The following is an 11,193-nucleotide window of genomic DNA, read 5'->3' as shown; positions in this document are numbered from 1 at the left end:
CAGACTGCGGCACCTCCGGAAGTTGCTGTTCGGCTCTGGACAATTACAGAACTATCCCTGACAAATGTAGCAAACACCATCACGCGAGTCAACCTCTTTTGCTCCGACACGGAGTTTTCCCTTTACAATTGCCTGCCGTTTTTGTATATTGCATGCCTGGGTAACGAACGGAGGTCAGCTTTTCTCGCACGTCATATGGCTGAAAAGGAATCGATCATAATTCGCGGGGCGCGGGAGCACAACCTCAAGAACATCGACCTTGAGATCCCGCGCAATAAGCTGGTGGTGATTACCGGCCTGTCCGGTTCTGGCAAGTCGTCGCTGGCCTTCGACACCATCTATGCCGAAGGGCAGCGGCGGTATGTGGAATCGCTCTCGGCTTACGCTCGGCAGTTCCTCAGCCTCATGGAAAAGCCCGATGTGGACTATATCGAGGGGTTGTCGCCAGCCATTTCCATTGAGCAGCGTACCGCAGGCAAGAACCCACGGTCCACGGTGGGCACCATCACCGAAATCTACGACTACCTGCGCCTCCTCTTCGCGCGTATCGGGGTGCCGTACTGCTACCAATGCGGGCGACGGATTCAGCGGCAGACTGTGCAGCAGATTGTCGAGGCTATTCTTGCTCTGCCGCCCGGGCAGAAGATTCAGGTCTTGGCGCCGATCGTACGGGGGCGCAAGGGCGAATACCGCGAGGTGTTTGAAGAGGCCCGCCGTGATGGCTATGTACGGGTGAGAGTCGATGGCAAGGTCTATGACCTGGAAAGCAAGATCAAATTAGACAAGAACAAGAAGCACAACATCGAGGTGGTCGTCGACAGGCTGGTCATCGGCCCCCAAATCGCCTCCCGCCTGACTGACTCAGTGGAGACCGCTTTGGGTCTCGGCTCCGGAATGGTGCTGGTAGATGTGCTCGGGGGGGAGGAACTCCTCTTCAGCGAGCACTATGCCTGCGTCGAATGCGGCATTTCGTACGAAGAGTTGGCGCCGCGTCAGTTCTCCTTCAACAGCCCCTACGGCGCTTGTCCTACGTGCAACGGCCTGGGCGAGCGGATGGTCGTCGACCCGGCGCTGGTTATTCCCGACGACACGCTCAGCCTGAACCAGGGGGCCATTGCCCCTTGGAAGGAGCTGCGGGACGGCTGGTACCGGGCCCTGCTGCTGGGAGTGGCCCACCATCTGCATTTCGACTTGGACACACCCGTCAGGGAATTGACTCGCCAGCAGCGTGAGGCTATCCTCTATGGTCTTGGGGATAAGGAAATAAACTTCAAGTATCGCAGCTCGACTGGGCAGCGCGAGAGCACTTTCACCGGCAAGTTCGAGGGCGTCATCCCGCACTTGGAAAGGCGCTACCGGGAGACCGAATCTGCGGCGGTACGGGAGTGGATCGAGGGCTTCATGCGGGCGGTGCAGTGTCCGGAATGCGGCGGGGCACGGCTCAAGAAGGAGAGCTTGGCGGTGCGCATTGGCGAGCACAACATCCACGACGTCAGCACGATGTCCATCAAGGAGGCCCTGCACTTTTTCGACTCCCTGCAACTCAGCCCACGAGAGATGGAGATCGCCCGCCAGATTCTGAAGGAGATCCGCGAGCGGCTCACCTTCTTGCTCAATGTGGGACTGGACTACCTGACCCTGGACAGGGCAGCGGGGACGCTGTCAGGTGGAGAGGCGCAGCGCATCCGCCTGGCCACGCAGATTGGTTCCCAGCTCGTCGGGGTGCTCTACATTTTGGACGAGCCCTCAGTAGGCCTCCATCAGCGCGACAACCGGCGCTTGATTTCCACCCTGGAGCAGCTCCGCGACCTGGGCAATACGGTGTTGGTAGTGGAGCACGACCGCGAGACCATGGAACGCGCCGACTATATCGTCGACCTCGGCCCGGGCGCAGGGGAGCACGGCGGGAGGGTGGTAGCCGCCGGGCCTCCCGAGGTCATCCGGGCGAGCAACGGCTCCATCACCGGTGACTATTTGGCCGGCAGGCGCTCCATTCCAGTGCCCAGCAGGCGACGCCCAGGCAACGGCAAGTTCCTGACCCTCCGCGGCGCGCGCGGCAACAACCTCAAGAGCATCGACGTGAGCATTCCCCTGGGCATGTTCGTCTGCATCACCGGTGTATCCGGATCGGGGAAGAGCACGCTGGTCAACGAAACGCTGTTTCGGGTGCTGAGCAGAGAGCTTTACCGCAGCAAGGAGCAGCCGCTTCCCTATGACCGCATCGAAGGGCTGGAGCACATTGACAAAGTCATCGATATCGACCAATCGCCCATAGGGCGCACGCCGCGCTCAAACCCGGCAACCTACACGGGCGTGTTCAGCCTCATCCGGGACCTGTTTGCGCAAATCCCGGAGGCGAAAATCCGTGGCTATCGGCCAGGCAGGTTCAGCTTCAACGTCAAAGGGGGAAGGTGCGAAGCCTGCCAGGGAGACGGCATCATCAAGATCGAGATGCACTTCTTGCCCGACGTGTACGTGACTTGCGAGGTGTGCAAGGGGCGCCGCTATAATCGCGAGACGCTGGAGATTCGGTATAAAGGTCGCTCCATCGCCGATGTGCTGGACATGACGGTGACGCAGGCGCTTGAGTTTTTCGCCAATATCCCCAAGATAAGGCGCAAATTGCAGACATTGCACGATGTCGGCCTGGGTTACATTCGCCTTGGCCAGCAGGCCACCACGCTCTCCGGAGGGGAAGCACAGCGCGTCAAGCTTGCTGCCGAGCTCTCCAAGGTGAGCACCGGCCGAACGCTCTACATCCTGGATGAGCCGACCACGGGCCTTCATTTTGAGGACATCAAGATGTTGCTCAACGTCCTGAACCGCTTGGTGGACATGGGCAATACCGTGGTCGTGATCGAGCACCACCTGGACGTCATCAAAGGGGCTGATTTTGTCATCGACCTTGGACCCGAGGGAGGAGATGAGGGCGGTTATGTGGTCGCTGCAGGTACTCCGGAACAGGTGGCACAGGTGGAATCTTCTTACACAGGCATGTTTTTGCGCCGCGAGCTGGCGGCTTAGCAAGGGACAAGGCGCGAGTCGCTGCGGAGGCTGGTGGCCTGAAGAGACAAACAAGGGCTGAGGACGAGGAGTGAGCCATGCTATCTTTGCCGTTCGAGTTAGTTGCCGTGTTGCAGATGCTTCTTGCCGTGGTGTTAGGGGCGACGGTGGGTTTTGAGCGGGCGCTCCATGGTCGTCCTGCCGGGCTCCGCACCCATGCGCTGGTATGTGTGGGCTCGACGATGATCATGCTCACGGCCCGCGGCCTGGCCAGCGTGAGCCCGGAAGGGAGCCTGTTGGCGAGGATAACCGTCGATCCCGGCCGAATCGCCGCAGGCATCATCACCGGCATCGGCTTTCTCGGCGCCGGTTCCATCATCAAATCGGGTGACTTTGTGCGAGGCCTGACCACTGCCGCATGCCTTTGGTTCGTGGCGGCACTGGGCATCACCATTGGCGAGGGGTTCTACCTCCTCAGTGTGGTCGCCACTGCGATCGCGCTCTTCGTGCTCATCGTGCTGGACCGCTTTGAGCACCGTTTTGCCCACGTGGTCTATCGCACCTTGCGGGTGGCGGTTCCCATGGCCGAGCGGCATGAGGCTGAGCAGGCTTTTCGTGAGGTTCTTTCGCGCGAGGGGCTGCGCATCCAGGACACGCAGTACGCCCTCAAGCCGAAGGCGGGGGTGGCCCAGATCGTCTTTCGCTTGCGCGGCACCAGCCGCTCCGGTGGGCCTGGTTTGTTGGAGAAGCTTGCCAATGTGCGCGGGGTGACCACGCTGGAGTGGCGATGACCCCGGCTTCATCCCTGCCGATTCCGGTGGGCGCCGGATGGGCAAGAGCAGGAGGGGAGGGCTGATGAGACCGGCAGGGACCGGTGCGGACGGATACAGGCACGGAACTGGACAGCAGCCCTGAGCTCGGGAGCGGGCATGGCGGAAAAGAGCAGACGGATCAGGTTGGGGTTGGCTTTGGTGCCAGTGTTGTTCCTGGTAGCAGCTCTCTCGTTCACCATTGTGGTGCTCAAGCAGTCAGCGCATGTGCCGTTGATCTGCGCGGCGGTCGTGGCAGCCATCATTGCTGTCGCCCACGGGTACCCGTGGAGGGAAATCCAGCGGGGCATGGTGTTGGGCATCACCCTGGCCATGGACGCTATCCTCATTCTCATGGTGGTTGGCACCCTCATCGGCACGTGGCTGCTTGGCGGCGTGGTGCCCACGATGATCTACTACGGCTTGCAGCTTCTCTCGCCATCTGTTTTTCTTGTCGCCACCTTGATCATCTGTTCCATCGTCTCGTTGGGCACCGGCTCGTCCTGGTCTACGGCAGGGACTGTGGGAGTCGCGCTCATTGGCGTGGGGCACGGCCTCGGGGTGCCTTTGCCCATGGTGGCCGGGGCCATCATCTCGGGGTCATACTTTGGCGATAAGATGTCGCCGCTTTCGGACACCACAAATCTTGCGCCGGCCGTGGCAGGGACGGACATCTTTTCGCACGTGCGCCACATGGTCTACACCACCGCACCCAGCTATGCGATTGCCTCGGTTCTGTACACGGTGCTCGGCCTACGCTTCCGGGGAGGCACCTTAGATACGCAGAATGTGACCCTCATCCTGAGCACTCTGCGCGGTGCGTTTTTCATTCACCCCCTGCTGCTCCTGCCGCCTTGCTTGGTGATCGTGATGGTTGTAAGACGCGTGCCGCCTCTGCCGGCTCTGTTGGCCGGCACGGCTATGGGCGGAATTTGCGCGCTGGCGGCGCAGTCGGCGTCGCTTTCGGCGGTGGTGGGTGCTGCGCACCGCGGTTACGTCTCTCAGACCGGCGTCGCCGTTGTCGATGAGCTGCTCACCAGAGGAGGCCTGGTGAGCATGATGGAGACCGTGGCCCTCATCATCTGCGCGCTGTCCTTTGGCGGGATCATGGAAAAGACCGGCATGCTTGCCACTATCGCCGAAGCACTGCTCCGCCGGGTGCGCACCACAGGCTCCTTGGTGGCGACCACGCTCCTGAGCTGCATCGGCATGAACGCCATCGCCTCGGACCAGTACCTGGCCATCGTCATCCCGGGCAGGATGTACAAGGACGCCTTCGACCGCATGGGGCTCCACCCCAAGAACCTCTCCCGCTGCTTGGAGGATTCTGGGACGCTCTCCTCACCTTTGATCCCCTGGAATAGCTGCGGGGCGTTTATGCATGCCACCCTTGGCGTGAGCCCCCTGGTTTACCTCCCGTTCGCGTTCCTCAACCTGTGCAATCCAGTGGTGTCGATGTTCTACGGGTACACGGGCATCACCATGGCAAAGGCCGATGAAGCTCCTGGGAGAGGTGAGAGGGATGGGGACGGTTAGCAGCAGGAGGGAGGCCCGTTTGGTTGCCTTGGGCTGGCCTCAGCCCTCCGAGCGGCCGACCCACGTGGAGAGTCGATCTGAAGGGCAATGGCAACGCTCCTCTTGGCAGTGGGTCAGGTCTTGGCCTTATCGGGATACGGGCAGAGAGCACGCAATGGGCAGACCTGGCAGGCAGGTGTGCGGGCGCGGCAGACGGTCCTTCCCAGGCGCAAGAGGTTCATGTGCAGGGAGTAGGCCTTGCCTTTGGGCACAAGCGGCTGCATGAGGTAGTGGGTCTTCTCAGCGCTGGCGCCTTGTGGCACCAGGCCCAAGCGCAGGCAGATGCGGTGCACGTGTGTGTCCACCGGAAAGACGTCGTGTCCACAGGCGAACATGAGCACGACGCTGATGGTCTTGATGCCGATCCCCTTGAGCTTCAGAAAAGTCTCCTCCACCTGCTCGGGTGGTTGCGCACAAATTGCGCGCAAGTCGAGGGCGCCGTACGTCTGGCGTATCCAGGAAAGGATCTGCTTGATACGCGCGCTTTTCTGATTGCTCAGTCCGGCGGGACGGATGGCAGCAGCCACCTCGGCGACCGGCGCTTCGAGCAGCAGTTCCCAGCGCGGATAGAGGGCTCGCAAGGCCTCGTAGGCGCGATCCCGGTTGCGGTCGTTGGTATTCTGCGACAGAATGGTGCGGATGAGCACGTCGAGAGGGTCTGCAGGGCCGCGCCAGCGCGGTTCGCCAAATGCCGCCTCCAGCAGGTGCACCACCTCCGCGGTCCTGGCCGCAGCGCTTCCTGACTCATGCGGAGCATGTTGTGTCCGACGTGTCATTGAATAGGCAGGTTTCTGAGATTTGCACTCGCATCGAAAGAGAACAGTGACAAGCAAACAGATTGCCACAGCTGGGATTATCGGCGCCTTATATGCGGCGCTCACCGTGGTCCTGGCGCCCATCAGCTATGGGCCGCTGCAGGTGCGGGTGGCCGAGGCGCTCACGGTGCTCCCTTTTGTCACGCCCTGGGCAATTCCAGGCCTCTACTTCGGCTGCATGGTGGCAAATGTCTTTGGTGGCCTGGGCCCGGTGGATATCTTCGGCGGCAGCTTTATCACTCTGGTGGCCGCCTGCCTCACCTACCTGCTGCGCCGCGCCGGCAAGGCCTGGCTGGCACCGCTCCCGCCTATCTTTTGCAATGCCGTCGGCGTAAGCCTCTACCTTCACCGCATCGCCGGCATGCCGTACTGGCTCACGGTCTTGTACATCGGGGCGGGAGAGGCTATCGCCTGCTATGCTCTGGGGTATCCGTTGCTGGTGGTTCTCCGGAAGCGCCTGCATCCCGCGCGGGGAGGCACTTGTTGAGAATCCCCTCCGCGAAGCTCTGGTCACACACCGCTGCCGCGACGACCTCCGGGCACCCCAGTCGCTCCCCCAGCGCAGCTTTGCTGACCACCTCCACAACGGGCACCTGGTACGACTCGGCCATGGCAGTAAGGCGAGTGCGAACCCTGGTCGGCGCATCTTGTGCCAACAGGAGCACGCGGCAGTGGTGGCGCAGGATGGCTATGCGTGCTGCCTCGCGACCGATGGCTACCTTGCCGGCTCGCCGGGCGAGGCCGACAATGCCCAACTCAGTGAGCAACATCGTTGCCCCCGACTATTTTGCTCAGCGCATCGTAGAGGCTCTCCGGCACATGGATGCGCAACGAGCGGTCAAGAGCGCGCCGCTTGCGAGCAAGCTGCACGCAGGCGGCATTGCGGCACACGTACGCACCTCGGCCAGGGGCCGTGCCCTCGTCATCCACGGTCAACGTGCCGTCGCTGGCTCTGACGATGCGCAACAAGCGCCTCTTTTCGCGTACCTGGCGACAACCCACGCAGGTGCGCAAAGGGAGATGTCCGGCGTGTGAGCTTTTAGAGTGCTTCATCGCGTGCCCAGAGAGGTGCGAAAAACTGCCTTGAAGTATACAAATCGCCGCCGCGATTATCAAGGGGAATTTTCCCCGCAACGTCGAGAGCGACGCGTAAGCGCGGTGGCGCCTGTTCACAGCGACAGATGGATTGCTACGAGAGCATGTCTGGCGTCCGGAGTTCTCGTCGAAACGTTGGCTTCCGGTTTCTCCAAAAGGTGAGCGGGTGGTGAAACGCTCGAAGGTGCTTGCCCGGCTCTCACTTTTGGCCGCCTTGACGGTCGCAGGCCAGGCCGCAGGTCTTCCGCAGCCGTTCACCGGTCCATTCGTGAACGCCATGCTGCTTGTCACGGTGGCCCTTGTTGGGTGGATACCCGCTGTGGGCCTCGGGTGCATCACGCCGGTCGTGGCCCTGCTGCGCGGGTTGCTCCCAGCAGGACTTGGTCTGGCAGTGCCGGTCATCGCACTGGGCAATGGGCTTCTCGTCAGCGCGTATGCGGCCATGGCTCGCCTGTGGGGGCGGCCGCCAGCTTACCCTGGCGCGCTGGCCGGAACTGTGGCGGTGGCGGGAGCGGCACTGGCCAAGTATCTCTGGCTTACGCTTGGGGTGAAAGTGCTGCTCCCATTCGTCTTGGGCGCCAAATTGCCCCCATCGCTTGTCCTCGTCCTGACTACCTGGCAGCTCTTTACTGCACTGGCCGGAGGATTTGCTGCGCTGGCCTTCTGCGCCGTATTGGTGAGGACTGGTCTCTTGTCCTTGTGGCGCAGTGAGGAAGGGGAAGAGGCCGGATGCTGAGGCGCGCCCCCAGGACTCGGAGCCGGGAGCGGTCACTCTTTTGGGGCCCTGAGGCTCGCTCAAGGACACACCATGTTTTCTCGAGGCACTCTCGCTCGACAGCCGCGCAAAGCGCTTGCATCTTTTCCGCTCTTTTGTTAAATTACGTGCTCAGGCGCAAGCAATACGGTGCAGACGAGTCGATGCCAACACCCATTTCTATCCGCGGTGCGCGCACGCATAATCTGAAGAACATCTCCTTGGACGTGCCGCGGAACAAGCTTACCGTCATCACTGGGGTCTCCGGCTCTGGCAAATCAAGCCTTGCCTTCGACACCCTTTACGCCGAGGGGCAGCGGCGTTACGTGGAGAGCCTGTCTGCGTACGCCCGCCAGTTCCTCGAGCGCATGGACCGCCCAGATGTGGACGAAATTCGCGGCATCCCGCCAGCGGTGGCCATCGAGCAGAAGAATCCTACACGCACCTCCCGCTCCACTGTCGCCACGGCTACGGAAATCCACGACTATTTGCGCCTGCTGTTTGCCCGCATCGGACGTACCTTCTGCCCGCAATGCGGCAATGAAGTGCGCCGCGACCGCGTAGAATCCGTGGTGGATGAGCTCATGGAGCTCCCCCTCGGCACCAGCCTTTACATCGCTTTTCCGTGCTCAGCCGAGCTGGACTGTGATCAGAATATTGAGATTTTGGCCAGCAAGGGTTTTCGGCGCCTGCTGGTCGACGGCCAGGTGGTGCCACTGGAGCGGGCTCCTCGCTCAGCAGCGGGACTGACGGTGCTGGTCGACCGCCTCACCATCAAACAAGGGGTGCGGGAGCGTCTGGCTGATAGCATTGGCCTGGCTTTTGCCGAAGGGGGCGGCAGGGCAGAGGCCCATCTATCCACCGGTGAAGTGCGTCGCTTCAGCCAGGCTTACTCCTGTGCCCGCTGTGGTTTGAGTTTTGTCGAGCCGCAGCCCCGTCTCTTTTCCTTCAATAACCCCTATGGCGCATGCAAGACCTGCAAAGGGTTTGGGGACATCATCACCATTGACGAGGACTTGGTCATCCCCGACAAGCAAAAGAGCTTAGCCGAAGGGGCCATTGCTCCTTGGAATACCCCAACCCACCGGGAACTGCTGTTGGACTTGCTGCGCGTTGCCCCGCGACATGGAATCGACGTGGAGGCGCCGTACGAGCGACTTACGCCTGAACAGCGGCGCCTCATCTGGGAAGGCGTGGATGGCTACCCAGGGATAAATGCCTTTTTCTCCTGGCTGGAGGGGAAGCGCTACAAGATCGGGGTGAGGGTGTTCCTGAGCCGTTACCGCGGTTACGTGCAGTGTCCTGATTGCCACGGCACTCGTTTGCGGCCCGAGGCACTTTACGTGCAGGTGGGCGGTCTCACCATTGCCGACATCGTGCGCATGACCCTCGCGGAGGCGCGACGCTTTTTCGACGAGTTGCAGCTCACCCCATTCGAGCAGCAGGTGGCGGGGCAGATCCTCCGCGAGCTGCGCAATCGCCTCTCCTACCTCGACGATGTGGGGCTTGGCTACCTCACTCTGGACCGCCGCACGGCCACCCTTTCTGGGGGCGAGTACCAGCGCATAAACTTGGCAACCGCCTTGGGTGCCAAGCTGGTGGGCACGCTGTATGTGCTGGATGAGCCGACCATCGGTCTTCACCCTCGTGACACGCGCCGCCTCATCACCATACTCCAGGCGCTGCGCGATATCGGCAATACCGTGGTCGTGGTGGAGCACGACCGGGACATGATGGCCGTGAGCGACTTTGTTTGTGACTTGGGGCCGCGGGCCGGCGCACACGGCGGCCAGATTGTCTATCAGGGCACCTACGCGGGTATCCGCGACGATGGCCACTCGCTCACTGGCGCCTACTTGCGTGGCAACAAGCAGATCACCCTGCCTGACCGACGGCGGCAGCCAGATGGCCGCTGGCTGGAGGTGCTGGGTGCCCGCGAGCACAATCTGAAGGCGATCGACGTGCGCATTCCGCTGGGGCTCTTCGTGGTAGTGAGCGGCGTGTCCGGCTCCGGCAAGAGCTCTCTGGTCTACGATGTGCTCTACGCCGCATTGATGAAGCACCTTGGCAAGTGGCAGCGGCGGGTCGGTGCCCACACGGGCCTCCGAGGGGTGCACTACCTGGACGATGTGGTGCTGGTCGACCAGTCGCCCATCGGGCGCACGCCGCGCAGCAATCCGGCAACGTACGTCAAGGCCTGGGACCCCATTCGCCGCGCCTTTGCCGAAACACGCCAGGCGCGCATCAAGGGCCTCAAGCCGCGAGCCTTCTCCTTCAATGTGCCCGGCGGCAGGTGCGAGGCGTGCGAAGGAGCAGGCGCCGTAAAGGTGGAGATGCAATTCCTGGCTGACCTCTTCTTAGAGTGTGATGTGTGCGGCGGCAAACGCTTCAGGAAGGAAATACTCGAGATCCGCTACCGCGGGAAGAACATCGCCGAAGTACTGGAGATGGCGGTGAGCGAGGCGCTCGAGTTCTTCGCAGCCGACGCGCAAGTGGTACGTCGCCTGCAGCTTTTGCAGGACGTGGGGCTGGGCTACATCAAGTTAGGGCAACCGGCCACCACCCTTTCGGGCGGCGAGGCACAGCGGGTAAAGCTTGCGGCACACCTGGCAGAGCGCGCGGGCAGGCACGTCTTGTACATCTTCGACGAGCCTACCACTGGACTGCATTTCGATGATGTGGCCACGCTCTTGGCCTGCTTCGAGCGGCTGGTGGAGGCGGGAAACAGCGTGTTGGTCATCGAGCACAATATGGACGTCATCAAGTGCGCCGATTACGTCATTGACCTCGGGCCTGAGGGCGGTGACGAGGGCGGCTACGTGGTGGCGACGGGCACCCCTGAGGAGGTGGCCAGTCACCCCACATCGCATACAGGAAGGTTTCTCCGAGAATACGTGAAGGTCTCATAGGCGGAAGCGGGAGAGAACTAATGGATGAGGGATGTCTATGAAATCGATGCCCGTCATACTCCTCACTGGGGAAGCCGGGGTAGGAAAGACCACGATTATCAAGAAGGTTCTGGAGCGAACGCCGTTCAAGGCGGGCGGGTTCATCACCAACGAGATCCGCGAGCAAGGGCGGCGCGTCGGTTTTGAGATCGTCTCCTTGCACGGAGAAAGAGGTATCCTTGCCCATGTGGACT

Annotated in this window: 10 protein-coding genes; 7 read left to right on the top strand and 3 right to left on the bottom strand. The window is 61.7% G+C overall.

Features of this window, described 5'->3' with window-relative positions:
- Positions 1-195: 195 nt before the first annotated feature.
- From uvrA (H5U38_04450) to nhaC, 3 genes are all read left to right on the top strand, one after another.
- Positions 196-3,024, top strand: coding sequence for an excinuclease ABC subunit UvrA (gene uvrA, locus H5U38_04450; GenBank protein MBC7186271.1), 2,829 nt, complete (start codon positions 196-198; stop codon positions 3,022-3,024).
- A 77-nt stretch (positions 3,025-3,101) separates the two neighbouring features.
- Positions 3,102-3,794 (top strand): MgtC/SapB family protein, encoded by a 693-nt coding sequence (locus tag H5U38_04445; GenBank protein ID MBC7186270.1) that lies wholly within the window; start codon positions 3,102-3,104, stop codon positions 3,792-3,794.
- Between the two features lie 138 nt (positions 3,795-3,932).
- Positions 3,933-5,348, top strand: a complete 1,416-nt coding sequence (nhaC, locus tag H5U38_04440; protein MBC7186269.1) for a Na+/H+ antiporter NhaC — start codon at positions 3,933-3,935, stop codon at positions 5,346-5,348.
- A gap of 113 nt (positions 5,349-5,461) precedes the next feature.
- Here the strand turns inward: nhaC and H5U38_04435 are convergent, their stop codons facing one another.
- Entirely contained in the window at positions 5,462-6,097 is a 636-nt protein-coding gene (locus H5U38_04435) for an endonuclease III (protein ID MBC7186268.1), read from the bottom strand.
- A gap of 112 nt (positions 6,098-6,209) precedes the next feature.
- Here H5U38_04435 and H5U38_04430 point away from each other — a divergent pair, with 112 nt between their 5' ends.
- Entirely contained in the window at positions 6,210-6,689 is a 480-nt protein-coding gene (locus H5U38_04430; GenBank protein MBC7186267.1) for a QueT transporter family protein, read from the top strand.
- Here H5U38_04430 and H5U38_04425 read toward each other — a convergent pair.
- A complete protein-coding gene (locus H5U38_04425) occupies positions 6,607-6,972 on the bottom strand; it encodes a ribosomal L7Ae/L30e/S12e/Gadd45 family protein (GenBank protein MBC7186266.1) in 366 nt (121 codons plus the stop codon). The genes H5U38_04430 and H5U38_04425 overlap by 83 nt on opposite strands.
- Entirely contained in the window at positions 6,959-7,255 is a 297-nt protein-coding gene (locus H5U38_04420) for a YlxR family protein (GenBank protein ID MBC7186265.1), read from the bottom strand. Before H5U38_04420 ends, H5U38_04425 begins: the two co-directional genes overlap by 14 nt.
- Before the next feature lie 211 nt (positions 7,256-7,466).
- On the opposite strand from H5U38_04420, the gene H5U38_04415 reads away from it, so the two are divergent.
- The 3 genes from H5U38_04415 to H5U38_04405 all read left to right on the top strand — a co-directional run.
- Positions 7,467-8,033 carry an ECF transporter S component gene (locus H5U38_04415; GenBank protein ID MBC7186264.1) on the top strand — a complete coding sequence of 189 codons (567 nt, stop codon included), beginning with the start codon at positions 7,467-7,469 and terminating at the stop codon, positions 8,031-8,033.
- Between the two features lie 182 nt (positions 8,034-8,215).
- The gene (gene uvrA / locus H5U38_04410; GenBank protein MBC7186263.1) at positions 8,216-10,960 is read left to right on the top strand and encodes an excinuclease ABC subunit UvrA; all 2,745 of its coding nucleotides are present in this window, start codon (positions 8,216-8,218) and stop codon (positions 10,958-10,960) included.
- Positions 10,961-11,006: 46 nt separating this feature from the next.
- The coding region (locus H5U38_04405; protein MBC7186262.1) for an AAA family ATPase at positions 11,007-11,193 on the top strand (187 nt) is incomplete at its 3' end.

The sequence above is a fragment of the Calditrichota bacterium genome (assembly GCA_014359355.1).
Taxonomy (GTDB): domain Bacteria; phylum Zhuqueibacterota; class Zhuqueibacteria; order JANLFK01; family Oleimicrobiaceae; genus Oleimicrobium.
This window is presented reverse-complemented; position numbering and strand designations above follow the sequence as displayed.

What these genes read in the sequence shown, in the direction of transcription:
- uvrA (MBC7186271.1), top strand. Translation starts at nt 196, where the DNA reads ATGGCTGAAAAGGAATCGATCATAATTCGCGGGGCGCGGGAGCACAAC.
- H5U38_04420 (MBC7186265.1), bottom strand. Translation starts at nt 7,255, where the DNA reads ATGAAGCACTCTAAAAGCTCACACGCCGGACATCTCCCTTTGCGCACC.
- nhaC (MBC7186269.1), top strand. Translation starts at nt 3,933, where the DNA reads ATGGCGGAAAAGAGCAGACGGATCAGGTTGGGGTTGGCTTTGGTGCCA.
- H5U38_04445 (MBC7186270.1), top strand. Translation starts at nt 3,102, where the DNA reads ATGCTATCTTTGCCGTTCGAGTTAGTTGCCGTGTTGCAGATGCTTCTT.
- H5U38_04425 (MBC7186266.1), bottom strand. Translation starts at nt 6,972, where the DNA reads ATGTTGCTCACTGAGTTGGGCATTGTCGGCCTCGCCCGGCGAGCCGGC.
- uvrA (MBC7186263.1), top strand. Translation starts at nt 8,216, where the DNA reads ATGCCAACACCCATTTCTATCCGCGGTGCGCGCACGCATAATCTGAAG.